At 69.9% G+C, this 21,085-nt stretch carries 13 protein-coding genes; 2 read left to right on the top strand and 11 right to left on the bottom strand.

Annotated elements, in window-relative coordinates; genetic code table 11:
• Positions 1-37 precede the first annotated feature (37 nt).
• Together ACWGO0_RS20080 and wecB are read left to right on the top strand one after the other, a co-directional pair.
• Complete coding sequence (locus tag ACWGO0_RS20080) at positions 38-1,246, top strand: acyltransferase family protein (protein ID WP_453536386.1); 1,209 nt, start codon at positions 38-40, stop codon at positions 1,244-1,246.
• Positions 1,243-2,340, top strand: coding sequence for a non-hydrolyzing UDP-N-acetylglucosamine 2-epimerase (gene wecB, locus ACWGO0_RS20075; RefSeq protein ID WP_453536383.1), 1,098 nt, complete (start codon positions 1,243-1,245; stop codon positions 2,338-2,340). The genes ACWGO0_RS20080 and wecB overlap by 4 nt, the downstream gene beginning before the upstream one ends.
• Before the next feature lie 75 nt (positions 2,341-2,415).
• Here wecB and ACWGO0_RS20070 read toward each other — a convergent pair whose 3' ends face one another.
• The 11 genes from ACWGO0_RS20070 to ACWGO0_RS20020 all read right to left on the bottom strand — a co-directional run bounded on the left by ACWGO0_RS20070 (position 2,416) and on the right by ACWGO0_RS20020 (position 21,051).
• Positions 2,416-3,963: a glycosyltransferase family 4 protein gene (locus ACWGO0_RS20070; RefSeq protein WP_453536380.1), complete on the bottom strand. Its 1,548-nt coding sequence runs from the start codon at positions 3,961-3,963 to the stop codon at positions 2,416-2,418.
• 33 nt (positions 3,964-3,996) lie between these two features.
• Positions 3,997-5,280, bottom strand: coding sequence for a nucleotide sugar dehydrogenase (locus ACWGO0_RS20065; RefSeq protein WP_453536377.1), 1,284 nt, complete (start codon positions 5,278-5,280; stop codon positions 3,997-3,999).
• Between the two features lie 5 nt (positions 5,281-5,285).
• Positions 5,286-6,908: a glycosyltransferase family 2 protein gene (locus tag ACWGO0_RS20060; protein ID WP_453536374.1), complete on the bottom strand. Its 1,623-nt coding sequence runs from the start codon at positions 6,906-6,908 to the stop codon at positions 5,286-5,288.
• On the bottom strand, positions 6,905-8,485 hold the full coding sequence (locus tag ACWGO0_RS20055; protein ID WP_453536371.1) for a glycosyltransferase family 4 protein: 1,581 nt from the start codon (positions 8,483-8,485) through the stop codon (positions 6,905-6,907). The genes ACWGO0_RS20060 and ACWGO0_RS20055 overlap by 4 nt, the downstream gene beginning before the upstream one ends.
• Positions 8,475-9,500: a Gfo/Idh/MocA family protein gene (locus ACWGO0_RS20050; protein WP_453536369.1), complete on the bottom strand. Its 1,026-nt coding sequence runs from the start codon at positions 9,498-9,500 to the stop codon at positions 8,475-8,477. Before ACWGO0_RS20050 ends, ACWGO0_RS20055 begins: the two co-directional genes overlap by 11 nt.
• Positions 9,497-10,615: a DegT/DnrJ/EryC1/StrS family aminotransferase gene (locus ACWGO0_RS20045; protein ID WP_453536366.1), complete on the bottom strand. Its 1,119-nt coding sequence runs from the start codon at positions 10,613-10,615 to the stop codon at positions 9,497-9,499. Before ACWGO0_RS20045 ends, ACWGO0_RS20050 begins: the two co-directional genes overlap by 4 nt.
• 335 nt (positions 10,616-10,950) lie before the next feature.
• Positions 10,951-15,129, bottom strand: coding sequence for an Rne/Rng family ribonuclease (locus ACWGO0_RS20040; protein ID WP_453536363.1), 4,179 nt, complete (start codon positions 15,127-15,129; stop codon positions 10,951-10,953).
• A gap of 230 nt (positions 15,130-15,359) precedes the next feature.
• Entirely contained in the window at positions 15,360-16,142 is a 783-nt protein-coding gene (locus tag ACWGO0_RS20035) for a TIGR03936 family radical SAM-associated protein (protein WP_453536360.1), read from the bottom strand.
• Positions 16,143-16,265: 123 nt separating this feature from the next.
• On the bottom strand, positions 16,266-17,450 hold the full coding sequence (locus ACWGO0_RS20030; protein WP_453536357.1) for a hypothetical protein: 1,185 nt from the start codon (positions 17,448-17,450) through the stop codon (positions 16,266-16,268).
• Positions 17,451-17,535: 85 nt separating this feature from the next.
• Entirely contained in the window at positions 17,536-19,461 is a 1,926-nt protein-coding gene (locus tag ACWGO0_RS20025; protein ID WP_453536355.1) for a TIGR03960 family B12-binding radical SAM protein, read from the bottom strand.
• Positions 19,462-19,512: 51 nt separating this feature from the next.
• Positions 19,513-21,051, bottom strand: a complete 1,539-nt coding sequence (locus tag ACWGO0_RS20020; RefSeq protein WP_453536352.1) for a CYTH and CHAD domain-containing protein — start codon at positions 21,049-21,051, stop codon at positions 19,513-19,515.
• Positions 21,052-21,085: the final 34 nt, after the last annotated feature.

Below are 21,085 nucleotides of genomic sequence, written 5' to 3'. Positions count from 1 at the left end.
ATGCCTTCCGACCCGTACTTCGAAGATGGTGACACCCATGCCGGCCAGCCAGACAGCCGTTCCGGACACACGTGCCCGGCTGGATTCCCTCACGGGGCTGCGCTTCTGGGCGGCTCTGGTCGTCGTCCTGTACCACCTGTCGCGGCTGACGGGAAAGCTCCCGTGGATCAGTGACATCACCTGGTACGGGCGCAGCGGGGTGACCTTCTTCTTCGTACTCTCGGGCTTCGTTCTGGCCTGGACGTACGACGGGAAGTCGGTGCCGACGAAGGTCTTCCTCTGGCGTCGGTTCGCCAGGATCTGGCCTCTGCTGGCCGCCTCCGTCATGACGTCCGTCGCGGTGTGGTGGGCGCTGGGCACGGATATTTCCCTCCGAGGTGTCGCCGCCACTCTGGGGCTCGTCAACGCCTGGATACCCGAGCGCGCATACCTGGTGGGCGGGAACCCGGCCGCCTGGTCGCTCAGCGACGAAGCCTGGTTCTACCTGATTTTCCCGCTCCTGCTGATGCTGCCGATGATGCGGACGGCACGAGCAAGGGGCTGGAGTGCGGCTGGCCTGTGTGTCGCTTCGGTGGCCGTCTGGGTGGCAGGAGCACTGATTGCCGAGCCGGCTCTCCGCCTCTGGGCCCTCGACTACTTCCCGCCGACGCGCACGCTGCAGTTCGTCCTGGGAGTGGTGGCTGGTCTGGCCGTGAAGCGGGGATGGCGGCCACCGGTGGGCCTGCCCGTCACTGTCGCCCTCGTAGTGGCGTGGCACGTGGCTCTCATCCCTTGGTCCGGGGCCGTCCCCGACAGCCTCTGGTACAGCCCCTACAGCGCCTCCCACCTGCTGTCGGCCCCGCTCTTCGCCCTGCTGGTAGCTGCGGCGGCAACCGCCGATCTCGAACGCCGCCGGACCTACCTCTCAGGTACCTGGATGGTCCGGCTCGGGCAGTGGTCGTTCGCCTGGTACCTGTTCCACGAGATTGTCATCAGAGCCGCACTGAGAGTGTTCGGCCGGCCGGACACTCATGAAGAGACCGCGGCACTCTGGCTGGCAGTGATCGTCGTGAGTCTGGTCCTGGCCGCAATTGCCTACCACTACGTGGAACATCCGCTCGAACACCTGCTTCGCCGTATCGGTCCGAGTGCCTCCGGCCGCAGATTGCCGGGCGGCCTCCAGACGAATTCCCCGCACCGAGGGGAATTCGAATCGCATACGACCAATCCGTCACGCCCCATGACCGAAAAGAAGAGTGTTCGATGAAAGTCGTCAGCATCGTCGGTGCCCGTCCCCAGCTGGTAAAGCTCGCGCCTGTCGCGGCAGCGTTCGCCCAGACCGACCACCAGCACGTCATCGTCCACACGGGACAGCACTACGACGCGGACCTGTCGGATGTCTTCTTCTCCGGGCTCGGCATCCCCGACCCGGACGTGCACCTGGGCGTCGGTTCCGGGAGCCACGGTGCGCAGACCGGCTCCGTACTCACCGCGCTCGACCCGGTGCTCGAGGCCGAGCAGCCCGACTGGGTCCTCGTGTACGGCGACACCAACTCGACGATTGCCGGGGCACTGTCCGCGGTCAAGCAGCACCTGCCGGTCGCCCACCTCGAAGCCGGTCTGCGGTCCTTCAACCGCCGGATGCCGGAGGAGCACAACCGTGTGCTCACCGACCACTGCGCGGACCTCCTGCTGGCCCCGACCGAGGAGGCCATGCGCCACCTCGCCAACGAGGGCCTCGGCCACCGGGCCGAGCTGGCCGGTGACGTGATGGTCGACATCTGCCTGCGCATCCGCGATGCCGTACTGGCCGGGGAGCACCCGGCCCCGGCGCTTCCCGCGGGTATCAACCCCTCGCAGCCGTTCCTGCTGGCCACCCTGCACCGCCCGGACAACACGGACGACCCGGCCAGGCTGGCGGCCGTCATCGAGGCGCTGGCCGCGCTGCCCCTGCCGGTCGCCCTGCTGGCTCACCCCCGTCTGACCGCGCGGGCCGAGCACCACGGCATCGACCTGGCCCAGGGTTCGGTCCATGTGGGCCGCCCTCTTCCGTACGCCGGGCTGATCGCCGCCGTACTGGCGTCCTCCGGTGTGGTCACCGACTCCGGTGGTCTGCAGAAGGAGGCATACCTGCTCGACCGTGTCTGCACGACCATCCGGCCGGAGACCGAGTGGATCGAGACCCTCGAGGACGGCTGGAACCACCTCGTTCCCGACCCGCACAAGATGGACGCCGCCGAGTGGGCCGCCCTCGTCACCCGGCCCGTCCCGGCAGCGCCGCACGGTGCGCCGTACGGTGACGGCACCGCCGCCCGACGTGTGGTCAAGCTGATGGAAGCGGCGGCCAGCCGTAACGGCTGACCTCTGCCCCGCACATGACGAAGGGCGCACTCCGGATACCGGGTGAGCCCTTCGTCATGTCTGCCTGCCGAACCGTCAGACGACGTCCTTCAGCAGCCGCTCGTAGAGAACGACGTACTTCTCCGCCTGAGCTTCCCAGCTCCACTCGTCGAGCATGCCGGGCTGCTCGTACGGCGCCGTGTATCGCGCACGATCCTTGAGGATCAGCGCCATCGCCCTGGCCAGATCCTTGCTGTCCTCCGACCGGAAGATCTCCCCGTTGCCGACCCGGGTGATCTCGTCCGACATGGCCTTCACATCGCTGACGACCACGGGCAGCCGGGCCTGCATGAACTCGAAGAACTTCGTGCTCAGCGCGACTTCGTGGTTGACCGGTCCCTTGCACAGCGGGTGGACGCCCACGTCCGCGGTCGACAGGAAGCTCACGAGAACGTCGTACGGCACGTAGGGCATGAGGTGAATCCGGTCTGCGGCCCCCAGACCTTCCGCGAGCTTACGGAGCGATTTCACATAAGCACCGTCGAGATTGTTGATCACGAAGGCGACATGCAGGTCTGTCGCGTACTCCAGCGACTCGACGATGGTGTGCAGCCCGCGCTGCGGGCCGGCGGCACCGCAATAGACCGCAAGCGGAGTTCCGTCGTCCAGTCCGCACGCCTCCCGCACGTGCTTCGCACCGCTCTCCGACGCCCACGCACCGCGTTGGCTGGGGATCAGCTTGGGCGGAGCGTTCAGCGTGACTTCCGGGCGTTCCGTGAGACCGTGCGACTCCTCGAGCATCTCGGCCAGCGCCGGTGACACGGTGACTATCGCGTCCGCGTAGCCGATGTGCTCGCGCTCGTAGCCGACCTGGGCCGCCAGCCACTTCTTGCCGGGGGCGTTGAGACCCGGCACGAACTCGTGGGCGTCGTAGACCAGCCGGATGGTCCGCCCCGCCCGGCGGGCACGGGCGACGTAGCGCGCCGCCACCCCGATCATGCGGTAGTCATGGGCATGGATCAGATCGGGCTTCAGCCGGTCGATCTCGGCGCTGAAGCTGATCTCGTACCGGAACGGGAGCGGATCCAGCCGGCGCCATGCCCGGTCCCCCATGACCGCCCGCCAGAACCTGGCCTCGATGTCTTCGAGCACACCATCGTGCTTCACCCGGGCATCGAGTGCAGCCGGCGTCTGCCTGGACCGTGCGGCGATGAACGAACGACGTGCCTTGGCCATCACACGCTGTACTGCGTGGGGGACCCTGCGCGCCGTGGGGCGCCTGCGGGAAATGCCGGTACGCGCCGCGTCGCCGATACTTCCGACCTGCAGTTCGGCACGGTCGACCTCGACCTGGTTCTGCTTGAACTCGATCCGGTTCTTCGCGGTGTACGCCAGCGGGTAGCGCAACCGGTGGAGCCGGAGCCGCAGCGTCTTCTTCACGATGAGGTGCTTCAGCGGGACACGCAGCACCCGTGCGGGACCTATGCCGTACTCGTCCCTGCCGGTCTTCGGCGCCTTCCCCACAAGGTGGACTTCCCAACCGGCCTCGGCCATGGCCCGGGCACTCTTCTGCACCCGGGAATCGCCGTCGATCGTGTTGTCCACCAGCATGACCACGCGCCCTGGGCGCTTCACTGCAGTCATTTCATTTCCAATCGGAGAAGGCGCCGGAAGCGGTCAGCCGCCGATGACGACTCGGCGGACACCCGCCCAGTTGGCCGGGTCCGTCGTACGACGCCCGTCGACCAGCACACGGACGTCCGGCAGATCGGCCGCGGAAAGCTCACGGTACTCGGCGTGGTCCGCCTGGAGGACGGCCGCAGTGACGGCCTGGCCCTCGTGCGGGACGAGGCCGTGCGCGGTCAGTTCCTCGGGGGTGTACATCGGGTCCGAGACGAACGGCATCGCGCCGCGCGCCTTCAGTGCCTCGACGACGCCGAAGACGCCGGAGAAGGCCGTCTCCTTGACGCCGCCGCGGTAAGCAGCGCCCAGCACCAGTACACCGGCGCCGGACAGGTCGCCGTAGGCGGCGGCCAGCAGGTCCACGGCGTACTCGGGCATCGCGGCGTTGGCCTCGCGGGCCGAGCGCACGACGGTCGCCTCCGGGTCGTTCCACAGGTACATCCGCGGGTAGATCGGGATGCAGTGGCCACCGACGGCGATGCCGGGCTGGTGGATGTGGCTGTACGGCTGGCTGTTGCAGGCCTCGATGACCTTCTTGACGTCGATACCGGTCTTGTCGGCGAACCGGGCGAACTGGTTGGCCAGACCGATGTTGACGTCGCGGTACGTGGTCTCGGCGAGCTTCGCGAGCTCCGAGGCTTCGGCCGTGCCCAGGTCCCACACGCCGTTCGGGCGCGGCAGGTCCTCGCGGTCGTCGAAGTCGAGCACGGCCTCGTAGAACTCGACACCGCGCTGCGCCGACGCCTCGTCGATGCCGCCGACGAGCTTGGGGTAGCGGCGCAGGTCCGCGAAGACGCGGCCGGTGAGCACACGCTCCGGGGAGAAGACGAGGTGGAAGTCCTCGCCCGCGGTGAGGCCGGAGCCCTCGGCGAGCATCGGCGCCCAGCGGGTGCGGGTCGTGCCGACCGGCAGGGTGGTCTCGTACGAGACGAGGGTGCCGGGCTTCAGGCCCGCGGCGATCGCCTTCGTCGCCGAGTCCATCCAGCCGAAGTCGGGGGTGCCCTCGGCGTCCACGAAGAGCGGTACGACGACCACGACGGCGTCGGACGCGGCGACCGCGGCCGTCGTGTCCGTCGTCGCGGAGAGCAGGCCGGCGGCCACCGTCTCCTTGAGCTTGACGTCGAGGTCGTACTCGCCGGGGAACGGCTCGGTGGCCGCGTTGACCAGCTCGACGACCTTCTCGTTGACGTCCGCGCCGATGACCTTGTGGCCCTTGGCGGCGAACTGCACGGCGAGCGGAAGACCGATCTTGCCGAGCGCGACTACACAGATGTTCATCGGGGTTACTTCCTCTTCAGCCTGGACAGCATGCGGCGCAGCCGCGGGCCCGCGCCTGGCTTGGTCTCCCACAGCGGAGCGGTGGTGATCACAAGCCGGCCCTTGGTATTCGGGCTTGCCGAGACGCGGAACGGGTTGGTCTGCCCCCACCGGCGTGCCAGCGGCATCGGCAGACCATCGGTCCGCACGGGAATCTCATACGTCGAGCCTGCCACGTCGGCGTAGACGCGGACGCCTCGCTTGGCCGCGGCGGGCTGGATGGGGATACGGGCGGTCAGCCGCGTACGCGTACCGTCGCGCACCGTCTCCCTGGTGAACTCGCCGACGACTCGCGGGCGCAGGGCGTCCGCGGGCATCTTGCGGGCGCCGGGCTTGTCGGCGCTCTTGGGCATCGCGCCCTGCGCCAGAGCGGCCACCGCGGTGTCCGTGTCGCCGATGACACCGAGCCGCAGGCGCAGGACGAGCGAGAGATCCGAGCCGTCCTGATCCCAGTCGGCCGACTCCAGTTCCGTACCGGACGAGAGCCTGCCGGTAACCGCTTCGCCGAGCACTTCGTAGAAGTGGTCGGGCAGGCCGACGGCGGGGTCGCGGAAGCCGGGATAGGCGGCGTAGGCCCGGTCGCCCTCCAGGAGGAAAGGCGGGGCTCCGTGCTCCGTCTCGTCCTGGATCGCACGGGTGAGTTCGTCTACGGCACCGCGCTGGGCGAGGCCGAAGCGCACCCGGCGCTTCACACCCGTGCCCACGCGCAGGGCGTCGGTGTAGTAGGCGTCGATCAGGACGGCGAGGCCCTCGCACACCTGGCGTCTGGTGTCGGCGTCGAGGGCGGGGAAGTCCTCCTGGAGGAGCTTGGAGAGCTCCCAGTCGAAGTGCCGCTTGAACACGGCGTCGCGCTTCGGGCCCGGCTCGATGAGACCGGCCGTGTGCTCCATGATCCTCGCGGTGCAGCGCAGCCGTGCCAGGTGGTTGGCGCGATAGGTGATGTTGCTCGCGTCACCGCGCTTGACCGCGTAGTAGTACGTGTAGTCGGAGAGCACGGAGATCTTGCGGGCCCGGACGCACGCCTCGATGGTGAACGGCTGATCGCTGCCGACCGGCAGGTCCTCGGGGAAGCGCAGCCCGTGCTCCTCGACCAGGGACCGGCGGAACAGCTTGGTGTTGGCCAGGGTGAAAGGAAGCACCGAATCGTAGAGGCTGATGTCGGGGTTGTTCCCGGTGTACAGCTTCTGGTGGACGTACCTGCCGTTCGTCCCGACCATCTTGCCGATGACCACATCGGAATCGTGCTCGTCGGCGCAGGCCACCATCCGTTCCAGCGCCTCTTCGCCGAGGTAGTCGTCGGAACCGATGAAATAGACGAAACGTCCGGTGGCGATCTCCAGGGCCCTGTTGCTCGGGGCCGCGGGGCCACCCGAATTCGCCTGATGAATCACCTTGACGGTGTCGGGATATTTCTCGGCGAAACGGTCGAGTTCAGCGCTGCTCTCGTCCGTCGAACCGTCGTCGACCGCGACAACCTCAAGACGATCGAGGCCGATGCTCTGCCCGACAAGGGAATTCAGACAATCCGTCAGGTAAGGCATCGTGTTGTAAACAGCGACGACGACAGTGACGTCAGGTCTGACGGTCATGCCACCACCTGCGAAGCCGTCTTGGCGGACTTGCTGCGCGAACCACCGAGCACGCGGGTGTACACACCGTCGAGCACCTCTGCCTGCGCCTCCCAGGTCCACTCGTCGAGCAGCCCCGCGGAGTCGTAGACCTTGCGGTACTTCGCCGGGTCTGCCAGCACGGACTTGACGGCGCGGACGTAGTCCGACACGTCCTCGGCCGTGAAGACCTCGCCCTGCCCTGTGCGGGCAACCATCTCGCCCATCGTCTTGACGTCACTGACGACAAACGGCAGCCGGGCGTGCGAGTACTCGAAGAACTTCGTGATCAGGGCGATCTCGTGGTTCGGCCAGTGGTGGATCGGAATGACCCCCACGTCCGCCGAGGCCAGGAACGGGACGACCTGGTAGTGGGGAACGTACGGCAGGATGTGCAGCCGGTCCGCCACTCCCAGGGCCGCTGCCCGTGCAGTCAGCTTGTTCATGTACTCCGACGTCGGCTTCAGCACAACGAACGCGACGTGAGTGCCGGGCAGCTGGGGCAGTGACTCGACCATGATGTCGAGGCCACGCTGCGGGGCCGCAGCACCGCTGTACACGGCGAGTGGTACGTCGGGGCCGATGCCGCACAGCTCGCGCAGGTCCGGTACGGGCTCCGATGCCTGCTCGGGCGAGATCTCCGCGTCGGGTGCGTTCAGCACCACCTCGGGCTTGGTCTTCAGGCCGTGGCGCTCGGCCAGCATGTCGGCGAGCGTTTCGGAGACCGTCGTCACAGCATCGGCGTACCGGGAGAACTCCCGCTCGTAGGCACACTGTGCGACATGCCAGCGCGGATGGGAGTTCCACGGCTTGATGCCCGGCAGGAACTCATGCGCGTCCCACACCAGTTTGACGGGACGGCCCTTGGCCTCCGCCCGCAGTTTGGCGCGGGCGCCCACGCCGAGCATGCGGAAGTCGTTGGCATGGATCAGGTCCGGCTGAAGGCGATCGATGACCTTGGCGTAGGCCAGCTCCATGTCCCACAGCGCCGGGTCGAGCCGACGCCAGGACCTGTCGCCCATCGTGCGCAGCCAGAACGCTGTCGTGAAGCGGTCGAGCGGGGAATTCATGTCCTTGCGGCGCTGCTCCAGGGCAGTCGTCTGCTTCACACGCAGCTTCACCCACTTGTTCATCGCCTTGGCGACGCCACGCGGAGGCATCAGCTTCACCTTGCCGAGCGCAGAGCCTTCGCGACTTGCCTGGATGAGCTGAATGTTCAGCTCGGTCCGCCACGCCTTCATCCGCTGCTGGCGGTAGGCAGCAAGCGGTCCCGGCCGGTACGCGAGCGGCGAGCGCAGTACGGCCCGCCGGTACTCGTGCCGCCTGCGGTGCATGGGCGTCGGAACGTGCAGCAGCCGCACCTGGGCGGCACCGAGCTGCCAGCGCTGGTCCTTCTTCGTCGGCGACTTCCCCACCAGGACCACGTCCCAGCCGGCCTCGGCCATGGAGCGTGCTTCCTTCTGGACACGGGAATCGCCGTTCACACCGTTGTCGACGAGCATGACAACTTTGCCTCGGGAGCTGCGCTGCAGCTCCGCCATCAAACTCTCAACCGCCATGGTTAGCGGGCTCTCCTGTCTCAAGAACGAGCGTCCGGCCGCTCCTGGCCGACTCCAGGACCGAAGCTGCCACCTCAACCGTACGCAAACCCTGCCGCAACGTGCAGATATCGGCGGGCTCACCCAGCACCGCGTCCCGGAAGAGCTCGTGCTCGACGAGGAGCGGCTCGCGCTTCGGGATCGCGTAGCGGATCATGTCGCCCTCGGAGACACCGCGGAACGCGCGGAGCGCCTCCCACTCCGTGGTCACCGCGGCGTTGGAGTGGAACGTGAGGTCGCCGGTGAGGGTGTCGGCGATGTAGCAGCCGCGCTCGCCGGTGACCGAGGTGAACCGCTCCTTGAGCGGGCTCAGCCAGTTGACCAGGTGGTTCACCATCGTGCCGTCGGAGAGCTGGCCGACGGCGGAGACCATGTCCTCGTGCGTGCGGCCGGACTTCGACACCGTGTGGGCGGCGATCGAGGTGTACGTCTGACCGGTCACCCAGCCCGTCAGGTCGATGTCGTGCGTGGCGAGGTCCTTGACCACGCCGACGTCGGCGATGCGGTGCGGGAACGGGCCCTGGCGGCGGGTGACGACCTGGTACACGTCGCCGAGTTCGCCCGCCGCGAGACGGGCGCGCAGGGAGAGCAGGGCCGGGTTGCAGCGCTCGATGTGGCCGACGCCTGCCACCAGGTCACGCGACTCGAAGGCGTCCACGAGACGGCGTGCGCCCTCGACGGTGTCCGCGAGCGGCTTCTCGATCAGGGCGCAGACACCGGCGTCGGCCAGTTGCAGACCGACTTCCTCGTGCAGCCCGGTGGGGCACGCGACGACCGCGTAGTCGACGCCTGCGGCGATGAGTTCCTCGACGGTCGACAGGACGGGGGCGCCCTGCGCCCAGCCGTTCTTGTCCCCCATCGGGTCGACGACGCCGACCAGCTTCACGCCGTCGAGCCCGGCGAGCACGCGGGCGTGGTGACGGCCCATGGAGCCCAGGCCGATCAGCCCGGCCCTGAGTACGGCGGCGGTGCTCACAGGTTCGCTCCCATGGCGTTCACGGCGTTCGCGATGCGTTCCAGTTCACCCTCGCTGAGCGACGGGTGGACGGGCAGCGAGACGACCTCGGCGGCGGCCCGCTCGGTCTCCGGCAGGTCCCAGGTGCGGCCGGCCTTCTGGTCCGGCTCCCAGTAGGGCTTGAGCCGGTGGATCGGCGTCGGGTAGTACACGGCGTTGCCGACGCCCGCCTCGGTGAGCGCGGCCATCGCGGCGTCGCGGTCGCCCTGGATACGGATCGTGTACTGGTGGTAGACGTGGCGCGCGCCCTCGGCGACCGGCGGGGTGATCACGGCCGGGGTGGTGATGTGCGCGTCGAGGTACGCGGCGTTGGCGCGGCGCTGCTCGGTCCAGCCGTTGAGCTTGGTCAGCTGTACGCGGCCGACGGCGGCGGCCACATCCGTCATACGCATGTTGGCGCCGACGATCTCGTTGGCGTACCGCTGCTCCATGCCCTGGTTGCGCAGGAGGCGCAGGGTGCGGGCGAGCTCGGCGTCGGCCGTGGTGACCATGCCGCCCTCGAGGGAGTGCATGTTCTTCGTCGGGTAGAAGCTGAAGGTTCCGCCGGCTCCGAAGGCACCCACCGGGGTTCCGTTCAGGGCGGCGGCGTGCGCCTGGCAGGCGTCCTCGACGACGGCGAGCTTGTGCTTCTCGGCGATGGGCATGAGCTTGTCCATGGCCGCCGGGTGACCGTAGAGGTGCACCGGCATGATCGCGGCGGTGCGCGGCGTGATCGCCGCCTCGACGGCTGCCGGGTCCAGGCCGAAGCTGCCGGGCTCGATGTCGGCGAAGACGACGTCGGCGCCGACCAGGCGTACGGCGTTGGCGGAAGCGGCGAAGGAGAACGAGGGGACGATCACCTCGTCGCCCGGGCCGATGCCCAGGGCGAGCAGCAGGAGGTGGAGCGCGGAGGTACCCGAGTTGACGGCGACGCACTGACGGCCGTCGACCAGCTCCGAGAAGCCCTCCTCGAAAGCCGCTACTTCCGGCCCCTGTACGACGCGTCCGCTGCGCAGTACGCGTACGGCGGCCTCGATCTCTTCTTCACCGATGACCGGGCGGGCAGCAGGAATCGGCTGCTCGTTGATGCTCGTCATGGACGTCCTCCTTGAACACCGCAAGAGCTCTTTACTGGCAGAGATCTGGGGTGCGGGACGTCTTACGAGGCCGCGCTTAACCCCACCGGCGGAATGCCGACGCCCTGCCGAGGAATCCGGAACCGGCCTGTCCTCCACCGGCGCCCGGTCACTGTCCGTGGTTTCCGGAAGAGAAACCCTTACAGGACAACGACCGCCGTCACATTATCAGGGATTTCTCAGGCCATTTCGGGCCCGTTAACCCGTGGGTGCATCAGTTCTGAAACAAAGCACGTGCCCTGCCCCGAGAGCCTCGGGGCAGGGCACGTGTTGTTGAACAACCGGTTACGGAATGCTCAGCCGGCCGACGGCGCGGAGTCCGACGACGTTGCCGAGGCCGTCACGGAGGGCGACGACTGCTCTGCGGCCACCGTCTTCTTCGAGGCGGTCTTCTTGGCGGTCGTCTTCTTCGCGGCGGTCTTCTTGGCGACCGTCTTCTTGGCGGCTGCCTTCTTGGCCGGGGCCTTCTTGGCGGCGGCCTTGCGGGCCGTCTTCTTGGCCGGCGCCGCCTCTGCCTCTGCCTCCGCCTCCGCGGTTTCGACGGGCGCGTCGGAAGCGGGTGCGGCCGTCACCACGACGACCTCCGCCTCTTCCGTACCCGCGGGCGAGCCCGCGGGGGCCGTGGCCTTACGGGTGGCCCGGCGCCGCGCACGCGGCGCCGCGACCGGAGCGGGGGCCTCGGCCTCGGGGGCGTGCGGCGCCTCCACGACCGGGTCCTCCATCGCGACGGGCTCGGCCGCCGGCCGGACGGCCTCCGGGGCCTCGACGACCACCGGCTCCACCGTCTCGGCCGCCTTCGGCGAACCCGCCGGAGCGGTCGCCTTGCGGGTCGCCCGGCGACGCGTACGGCCCTGGACGGGCGCCTCGGCCTCGGGGGCCGGAGCGGCCACCGGGGTCTCGACGACCGGCTCGGGCTCCACGACCGGAGCGGACTCGACGACCGGCTCGATCACCGGTTCGGCGACGGGCGCCTGCTCGGCCGCACGTGTCGGCTCGGCCGCGGCCCTCGGGGCGCCGGCCGGAGCCGACACCTTGCGGGTCGCACGACGACGGCCACGGCCACGCCCTGCTGCCGCCTCGGCCTCGGCCGGGCTGCTGTAGAGCTCCTCGTCGGGGACGAACTCCGGCTCGGGCAGCGCCACCGGGGCGGCGACCTCCGCCGCCACCTCGGCCTCGCTCTCGATCTCGTGCTCGTCGGCCTGCTCGTGGTCGTGCTCGTGCACCTGGTCCTGGCCGACGCCACCGCGGCCACGCTTCTTGGCGCGCTTGCCGCCACCGCCGCCGCCCGCCGAGGCCGGCTGCTCCATGTGGACGATGACACCGCGTCCGTTGCAGTGGACACAGGTCTCGGAGAAGGACTCCAGCAGACCCTGGCCGACCCGCTTGCGGGTCATCTGGACCAGGCCGAGCGAGGTGACCTCGGCGACCTGGTGCTTCGTACGGTCCCGGCCCAGGCACTCCAGCAGACGCCGCAGCACGAGGTCCCGGTTGGACTCCAGCACCATGTCGATGAAGTCGACGACGACGATGCCACCGAGGTCGCGCAGCCGCAGCTGACGCACGATCTCCTCGGCCGCCTCCAGGTTGTTCTTGGTGACGGTCTCCTCGAGGTTTCCGCCCTGACCCGTGAACTTGCCGGTGTTGACGTCGACGACGACCATCGCCTCGGTCTTGTCGATGACCAGCGAACCGCCGCTCGGCAGATAGACCTTGCGGTCCAGCGCCTTCATCAGCTGCTCGTCGATGCGGTACGTCGCGAAGACGTCGACCTCGGAGGTCCAGCGGGACAGCCGGTCCGTCAGGTCGGGCGCCACGTGCGAGACATAGCCGTGGATCGTGTCCCACGCGTCTTCACCACTGACGATGACCTTCGAGAAGTCCTCGTTGAAGATGTCGCGGACGACACGGACGGTCATGTCCGGCTCGCCGTAGAGCAGCGTCGGCGCGTTGGTGCTGCCGCTGCTCTTGGACTTCTTCTGGATGTCCTCCCACTGCTCCTGCAGCCGCTCGACGTCGCGGCGCAGCTCGTCCTCGCTCGCGCCCTCGGCAGCGGTGCGCACGATGACGCCCGCGTCCTCGGGGACGATCTTCTTGAGGATGGTCTTCAGCCGGGACCGCTCGGTGTCGGGCAGCTTGCGGCTGATACCGGTCATCGAGCCCTCGGGCACGTAGACGAGGTAGCGGCCGGGCAGCGAGACCTGGCTGGTCAGGCGGGCGCCCTTGTGGCCGATCGGGTCCTTCGTCACCTGGACGAGGACCGACTGGCCGGACTTCAGCGCGGTCTCGATACGGCGCGGCCCATGAGCCATGCCGAGCGCCTCGAAGTTCACCTCACCGGCGTACAGGACGGCGTTGCGGCCCTTGCCGATGTCGACGAACGCGGCCTCCATGGACGGCAGTACGTTCTGCACCTTGCCCAGGTAGACGTTGCCGACGTAGCTGCTGGCCTGCTCCTTGTTGACGTAGTGCTCGACGAGCACGTTGTCCTCGAGGACGCCGATCTGGGTGCGCTCGCCGCTCTGGCGGACGACCATCACACGCTCGACGGCCTCGCGGCGCGCCAGGAACTCCGCCTCGGTGATGATCGGGACGCGACGGCGGCCCTGCTCACGGCCTTCGCGGCGGCGCTGCTTCTTCGCCTCCATACGGGTCGAGCCCTTGATGGACTGGACCTCGTCGAAACCGGTGCCGGGCTCGCGCTCCACTTCCTTCTTGCGGGGCTCGCGGACCTTGACGACCGTACGCTCCGGGTCGTCCGTGCCGTTGTCGGCCTCGCCCGCGGCCTCGCCGCTGCGACGACGACGGCGACGGCGACGGCGGCTGCTGCTGGAGCCGGAGGCCGAGTCGTCCTCGTCCTCGTCCTGCTCCTCGACCCGCTCCCGCTCGGTCTCGTCCTCGGTACGGTCCGCGGGGGCCTCGTCGCCGTGCTCGGCGTCGTCCAGGTCGTTGCTCTCACCGCGACGACGGCGACGGCCGCCACGACGACGGCGGCGCGAGGGCCTGTCCCCGTACTCGTCCGTCTCCTCGCCCTCGTGCTCGGCGTCCGTCTCGGCCTCGGCCTCGTGCTCGTCCTCCACGGCCTCCTCCACCGGAGCGGCCACGGGGGCGGCGGCCGGCTCGGCCTCGGCGGCCTCACCGCGGCGGCGGCGGCGACGGCGCGAACCGCCCTGCGGCGCGGCCTCGGCGGGCTCGGCGACGGTCTCCACGGCCTCGGCCGCGGGCTCGGTCACGGGGGCCTGCTCGACCTCTTCGGTCTCGTCCGCCTGCGTCTCGGGACCGGCTGCGGCAGCAGCGGCAGCCGCGGTCTCCGGGGTCTGGAACATCGGCTCGGAGAAGACCGGGGCCTGGAACACGGCGACGGCCGGGCGCGTCGCGCGACGGCTCTTGCGGGCGGGCTCCTCGACCTTGCCGGTGAACTCCGGCCTGCCTGCCGGCGCGCCGGCCCGACGGCGCTGACGGCCGCGCGGGGCGGCCTCCGCGACCTCTTCGGTCTCGGCGGCGAGCTCCTCGGCCACGGCTGCGGGAAGGCTCTCGCCGGTCTCGACGACGTCCTCCGCGACAGTAGGGGTCACGGTGCTCTCGGCGGACTGGGGTGCGGCCGCAGGAGCGGTCGCCTTGCGTACGGCACGGCGGCGGGTGCGCGCCGGCGGGGCGGCGTCGGCCTGGGGCGCTTCGACGGCCTCGGCCGTCTCCGTGACCTCGGCCTCGGCGGCCGGCTCGACGACAGCTGCGGGCTCGGCGGCGGCCTCGGCCTGCGGCGTGCCGGCCGGTGCCGACGCACGGCGCCGGGTACGGGCGCGGGGGGCCTCGGCGACGGGTGCCGCTTCCGGCTCCTCGACAGCGGCGACGGCCGCGGGGGCCGGTGCCTCGGGTGCCTCGGCGATGTCCTCGGTGGGCTGCGGAGCGCCCGCCGGAGCGGTCGCCTTGCGGACCGCACGGCGGCGGCCACGCGGCGCAGGTGCCTCGGGTGCCTCGGTGACGTCCGGGACGGGCTCGGCGGCCGGCTCCGCGGCGGGCTCCGCCACGCGTTCGGTCGCGGCCTGCGGCGCACCGGCCGGAGCCGTGGCCTTACGGACCGCACGACGGCGGGCACGCGGCGGCGCGGCCGGGGCCTCGGCCTCGGCGGGCTCAGCGGCCTCGACAGTCGCAGGGGTCTCGGCAGCCACAGGGCTCTCTACGGCCTCAGCGGTCTCGGCGGACGGCGCGGGGGCACCCGCCGGAGCGGTCGCCTTGCGGACCGCACGACGGCGCGTACGCGCCGGAGGCGCGGCATCGTCGGTGTCGGCCGGCGCGGCGTCATCGGCCGGTATGGCCGGCGCTACGTCCTCGGCGGCAGCCGCTCCCGGCGTACCCGCCGACGGCGGGCCTGCGGGGCGGGAGGCTGCGCGGCGCCTGCGGCGCGGCGGCAGCTTGTCACCGGGGCTGTTGTTGTCTTCGGTGTTCCCGTTGGTTCCGGGTTCGGTCGGCTCAAGCATGCGGGCGGTTCTCCCGTCACGCTCCCGGGCGCCGCGCCTGATTCCGGTCCGGCACGGTTCGCGTGTTGTGCGCGATACCGCCGTCCGGGGCGCGGGCGCCGCACGGGAGCTGATGTCTGGCTCGCCGGTTCCGTACGCGGTATGCGTACGGCCTGGCGAAAGTCTTCTGGTCAGTTCGCGGCCCGACCCAGGTGGCTCCCGAGTCCAAGGGCTGCGCTACAACGACCGCCTTACGCGGAACCTGCACCTTCCGGCGCCGTCGCGACGGCGGCCGGGGCGACCGCTGAAGAAGCGGTCGGGGCTGCCTCGCGGTCGGGCGCGAGCGGGTCGGTCACCGTGCCGGACTCCTCGTCGAAGAGCCCCTGCGCCAGCCTGGTCACCGCTGCGGCAACCGGCGGCGCGAGGTCGGCCACAACGCGGAGACCGGACAGGACGTCGTCGGGTCGCACGGCAGGTGTCACGTGCCGAACAACCAGCCGCAGTATCGCACAGGGCTTGTCCCCGGGCCTATCAGCCAGTGGATCAAGAGCCTGCAGGTCGGCGACGGCGGCGCGGGCGTCGAAGGTGCGCATGCCGTTCTTCGCGCGGCGCTGGACCTCGACGGTCTCGGCACCCATGAAGGCGGTAACGGCCTTCGCCGCGTCCTCGACGGCCACACCGTCGAGGCGCATCTCCCATACGGAGGCGGTCAGCCGGTCGGCGAGACCTGACGTACGGGCCTCCACCGCGTCGGTGATGTCGAGGCCGTCCGGCAGCGACTCGTTGAGCAGCTCGCGCAGGGTGTCCGGGTCACGCGCCTCGGTGAGGGCGATCTCCAGGAATTCGGCCTCGCTGCCGGTGCCGGTGGGTGCGGCATTGGCGTAGGAGACCTTCGGGTGGGGGGTGAAGCCCGCCGAGTAGGCCATGGGCACCTCGGAGCGGCGCAGCGCCCGCTCGAAGGCACGCTGGAAGTCTCGGTGGCTGGTGAACCGGAGGCGGCCCCGCTTCGTATAGCGCAGTCGGATGCGCTGCACTGCCGGTGCGGGCGGCGGGCCTTCGGGCTGTCGCTTGCCCAGTGGTTCTTCTCCTAGGTGCGGGGCGGACGCGGTGGCGTACCGCCCACGAAGTATGGGGTGCCCCGGGGTGTCCGCTCCGGCTCACCCCCGCTTGAGGGTTCCTTCTGCAAGCGGGGAGATCTCGGGTGCGGGCGCCGCGCTGGGGTCAGTCGTTGCATGGTGCTCACTACCCAGCCTACGCGCAGCGGACCCATTGAGTTCCCGGGGCTCGGCCACCCGCGGCTCTCCGACCAGCGCCCTCCACGCGTCACGGCGGGCCTGGCGCACGGTTTCGCGCGCCGTGCGCAGAGCGCTTCGCGCCGTGCGTCCCGCCTCCACGGCCGCACGCCGGGCGGGAGCCAGGACCTGATCCCGTACGAAATGGCCGACCGGAGTGCACACCGTGCGATACGCCCAGGTCACCGGCGCGCCGATCAGATGCCAGGCCAGCCAGGCCAGGGCGCGGCCCACGGCGCGCGAGATGAAGCCGGCGATCCGCCAGGCCACGCCGAGCGCGGCGACGATCTCGCGGCCGACCGGGGCGAGAATCCGGCGGTACACCCAGGCGACGGGGGCGACGAGCAGCGTCATGAGCAGCCAGAGAAAAGCGGTCCGGAGACCGATGCCAACGGCGGCGACGCCCCGCGCCAGCAGCTCGGTCAGCCACACGATGCCGTGGCCGATCGGGGTCAGCAGCTGCCGGTACACCCAGGCCAGCGGGAGCACGATCAGGTTCGACACCAGCCAGACGGCGGCGAGTGCGAGCGGGGTCAGGATGTAGCGCCACACTCCGGCCACCGGCCAGACGAACAGCGCTGTCAGAACCCAGCCGAGCACGGTGGCGATACCGCGTCCGGCCGGTGCGAGCAGCGTGCGGTGCAGCCAGGCCAGTCCGTGCCCGATGGGGGTGAGGACGGCTTCGTACAGCCACACCAGCGGGACGACGATGCCGTAGCGGACCACGGGGACGACGACGTAGCGCCACAGCCCGACGAAGGGCCATACGAAGAGGGCTTTCGCGAGCCGAAGCAGCGCGTGGCCGAGCGGAGTGAGGACGGACGCGTACAGCCGGCCCAATGCCCGCCCCAGCGGGCGCAGAAGGATGCGGTGGGCGGCGCGGCCACCGGCGACGAGGACGTCCCAGACCATGCGTACGGGAAGGACGAGCACCAGCACCACGATCCGTACCGGAATCCTGATGAGGGTGGTCAGACAGCCCTCGCCAGGTTCGTACCGCGCGGGCGCCTGGTGCTTGCCGTACGGGCTGGGCTGCGATTCCGGGTCCATGCCGGAGATGACGCAAAGGCCCGGTCCAGGGTTTCCCGGACCGGGCCTTCGTCACTGACCTGTCACTCGGACAGAGCCTGCGGCGCTACTTCACGACCGTGAGCGGCAGCAGCTTCTTGCCCGTCGGGCCGATCTGGATACTCGTGTCCATCTGGGGGCACACACCGCAGTCGAAGCACGGCGTCCAGCGGCAGTCCTCGACCTCGGTCTCGTCGAGCGAGTCCTGCCAGTCCTCCCAGAGCCAGTCCTTGTCGAGGCCGGAGTCCAGGTGGTCCCAGGGCAGGACCTCCTCGTACGTACGCTCCCGGGTGGTGTACCAGTCGACGTCCACGCCGAAGTCGGGCAGCGTCTTCTCGGCGCTCTTCATCCACAGGTCGTAGCTGAAGTGCTCGCGCCAGCCGTCGAAACGGCCGCCGGCCTCGTAGACGGCGCGGATGACTGAGCCGACCCGGCGGTCGCCGCGGGAGAGAAGTCCCTCGACGATGCCGGGCTTGCCGTCGTGGTAGCGGAAGCCGATCGAGCGGCCGTACTTCTTGTCGTCGCGGATCTTGTCCCGGAGCTTCTTCAGCCGGGCGTCGGTCTCCTCGGCGCTGAGCTGCGGGGCCCACTGGAACGGGGTGTGCGGCTTGGGCACGAAGCCGCCGATGGAGACGGTGCAGCGGATGTCGTTCTGCCCGGACACCTCGCGGCCCTTGGCGATCACCTTGACCGCCATGTCGCCGATCTGGAGGACGTCCTCGTCGGTCTCGGTGGGCAGGCCGCACATGAAGTACAGCTTCACCTGGCGCCAGCCGTTGCCGTACGCGGTGGAGACCGTACGGATCAGGTCCTCCTCCGAGACCATCTTGTTGATGACCTTGCGCAGACGCTCGGAACCGCCCTCGGGGGCGAACGTGAGACCGGAGCGGCGGCCGTTACGGGTCAGCTCGTTGGCCAGGTCGACGTTGAATGCGTCGACGCGGGTCGAGGGCAGCGAGAGGCCGATCTTGTCCTCGGTGTACCGGTCGGCGAGGCCCTTGGCGATCTCGCCGATCTCCGAGTGGTCCGCGGAGGAGAGCGAGAGCAGGCCGACCTCCTCGAAGCCGGTCGCCTTGAGGCCCTTCTCGACCATTTCGCCGATGCCGGTGATGCTTCGCTCCCGCACGGGGCGCGTGATCATGCCGGCCTGGCAGAAACGGCAGCCGCGGGTGCAGCCGCGGAAGATCTCGACGGACATCCGCTCGTGGACGGTCTCGGCGAGGGGCACGAGGGGCTGCTTCGGGTACGGCCACTCGTCGAGGTCCATGACGGTGTGCTTGGAAACCCGCCACGGCACACCCGACTTGTTGGGCACGACGCGGCCGATGCGGCCGTCGGGGAGGTACTCGACGTCGTAGAAGCGGGGGACGTACACGCCACCGGTCTTCGCGAGGCGGAACAGCACCTCTTCGCGTCCGCCGGGGCGGCCCTCGGCCTTCCAGGCGCGGACGATCTCGGTGATCTCCAGGACCGCCTGTTCGCCGTCGCCGATGACCGCGCAGTCGATGAACTCCGCGATCGGCTCGGGGTTGAAGGCCGCGTGGCCGCCCGCGAGCACGATCGGGTCGTCCAGGCCGCGGTCCTTGGCCTCCAGCGGGATGCCGGCGAGGTCCAGGGCGGTGAGCATGTTGGTGTAGCCGAGCTCGGTGGAGAAGCTCAGCCCGAAGACGTCGAAGGCGCCGACGGGCCGGTGGCTGTCCACGGTGAACTGCGGCACCTTGTGCTCACGCATCAGCTCTTCGAGGTCCGGCCAGACGCTGTACGTGCGCTCGGCAAGGACGCCTTCGCGCTCGTTGAGCACCTCGTACAGGATCATGACGCCCTGGTTGGGGAGCCCGACCTCGTACGCGTCCGGGTACATCAGGGCCCAGCGGACGTCGCATTCGTCCCACGGCTTGACGGTGGAGTTGAGCTCACCGCCGACGTACTGGATGGGCTTCTGCACATGCGGGAGCAGAGCTTCGAGCTGTGGGAAGACCGACTCGGCAGACATCTGGGGACCTTCGTGAGCTGGCAGGGGTGACCATCAAGCGTAACCCGGGGCTCAGCCCTTCAACGCCGACCGCAATTCCGGCTCCGCGGCCCTGGCCCACACCTCCGGCAGCTCCCGCTCCCGCTCGGCGGCGGTCGCCTGCTCCTTTCCGTACAGGAGTCCCCAGGTGAACGCGGTCTCCCCCGCCGCGTGCGCCTGGATCGCCAGACCGCGCAGCGCGTCGCGGGCGACCACGCTGTCCTGGTGGACGCCCAGGACCGTCTGCACGGCCTTCATCCGTTTGGCGAACCTCTTGGCGGGCTTGCCCAGCGCGGGCCTCGCCGCCTCGCCCGCGTACCGTGCGCGCTTCGCCGCCTTGCGGGCCTCGTGCATCGCCAGGTCGCGGTCGTGGCCGGGGGGCTGGTCCAGGGCGTGGCCGATGCGGGTGGCGAGGCGTTCGTAGTCCTTGAGTACGGCGCGGGGCAGCGCGTCCCGCGGTGGGCGGGCGGCGGCCGGCAGCAGGGGCGGGGCGGCGAGGAGCGCGTCGAGGGTGTCCAGGAGGGCCAGGTAGCGCTTGCTGTCGAGTACGGCCACGATGTGGCGCCTGGAGCCGCTGCGCCTGGCCACCGACCAGAGGCGCAGGCGGCTGCGCACGGGGCCGAGGAGCAGGGTGCGGGGCAGGGCGGCGGTGAGGGCGTGGAAGCGGGCGTCGAGGACTTCCTGGTCACGGTCGACGCCGAGCTCGGCGGCCAGCCATTTCAGCTCGTCGCCGATGGGGTCGGTGACCGTCCGGTCGAGGATCTTCCGGTACGTCTTGAAGGCGCTGCGCAGCCGGCGGGTGGCCACGCGCATCTGGTGCACGGAGTCGGGGAGGTCGCGGCGCACGGCGGGGTCGTAGGCGATGACTGCCTCGATCTGGGCGCGTACGTAGTCGAGCACGTGGTCGCCGGCTGTGGGGGGCGGCTGCTTGCGCTGCTTCTTCTCCGGCGGGTGCTGTTTCTCCGGGGGCCCCGTCTCCGTGAGCGCCCTGGCCAGCTTGGAGGCGGAAGAGGACGGCTTCACCCCGGCCTTGCGCAGCCGTCGCTCGACGGCGTCGAGGAAGACCGGGTCGCCGTCGTCCGCGAGTTCGACCTCGATCTCGGTCCACTCGGCGGTGGCGCCGGCGCCCTGTTCGAGGAGCCGTTCGGCGACGACCTCGTCGACGCTCAGCTCGGCGAGGAAGGTGCCGTCCCCGGCGACCAGGTGGTGGACGTCCCGGGCGGAGAGCAGCCGGACGACGGGGGTCACCTGCGCGTCCCGGACCCTGGAGCGGAGGAGTCCGGCGAGGCTGTGCGGCAGGGTGTCGGCGAGCGGGGCCCGGATCTCGTCGCGGATTCCGGAGGAGACGGGGAACTTGAGGTGCCAGCCCTCGTCGGCCCCGCCGGTCCTGCGCCGCAGGGTGAGCGAGTCGGCCGCGAGCCGGAAGTCCGCGGTGTCGTAGTAGACGGCGTCGAGCTCGGTGACGCCGTGGTGGGTGACGGCCGAGACCCCGGCCACCTTGGTCAGGTCGGGCAGCCGGGTGTCGGGAGTCGCTTCGTACTTCCGCTCGATCTCACGCTTCGAGTCCGCCATGTACCGAATCTAGACGCGTTGTACGCAGATGGGC

The sequence above is a fragment of the Streptomyces sp. NPDC055749 genome, assembly GCF_053617235.1.
Note: the sequence above shows the minus strand (reverse complement) of the source record. Positions and strands in the feature narration are given on the sequence as shown.

Coding starts and splice junctions, on each gene's coding strand:
- ACWGO0_RS20025 (WP_453536355.1), bottom strand. CDS start 19,461: ATGTCTGCCGAGTCGGTCTTCCCACAGCTCGAAGCTCTGCTCCCGCAT.
- ACWGO0_RS20080 (WP_453536386.1), top strand. CDS start 38: ATGCCGGCCAGCCAGACAGCCGTTCCGGACACACGTGCCCGGCTGGAT.
- ACWGO0_RS20055 (WP_453536371.1), bottom strand. CDS start 8,485: ATGGCGGTTGAGAGTTTGATGGCGGAGCTGCAGCGCAGCTCCCGAGGC.
- ACWGO0_RS20040 (WP_453536363.1), bottom strand. CDS start 15,129: ATGCTTGAGCCGACCGAACCCGGAACCAACGGGAACACCGAAGACAAC.
- ACWGO0_RS20065 (WP_453536377.1), bottom strand. CDS start 5,280: ATGAACATCTGTGTAGTCGCGCTCGGCAAGATCGGTCTTCCGCTCGCC.
- ACWGO0_RS20060 (WP_453536374.1), bottom strand. CDS start 6,908: ATGACCGTCAGACCTGACGTCACTGTCGTCGTCGCTGTTTACAACACG.
- ACWGO0_RS20045 (WP_453536366.1), bottom strand. CDS start 10,615: ATGACGAGCATCAACGAGCAGCCGATTCCTGCTGCCCGCCCGGTCATC.
- ACWGO0_RS20070 (WP_453536380.1), bottom strand. CDS start 3,963: ATGACTGCAGTGAAGCGCCCAGGGCGCGTGGTCATGCTGGTGGACAAC.
- ACWGO0_RS20030 (WP_453536357.1), bottom strand. CDS start 17,450: ATGGACCCGGAATCGCAGCCCAGCCCGTACGGCAAGCACCAGGCGCCC.
- wecB (WP_453536383.1), top strand. CDS start 1,243: ATGAAAGTCGTCAGCATCGTCGGTGCCCGTCCCCAGCTGGTAAAGCTC.
- ACWGO0_RS20020 (WP_453536352.1), bottom strand. CDS start 21,051: ATGGCGGACTCGAAGCGTGAGATCGAGCGGAAGTACGAAGCGACTCCC.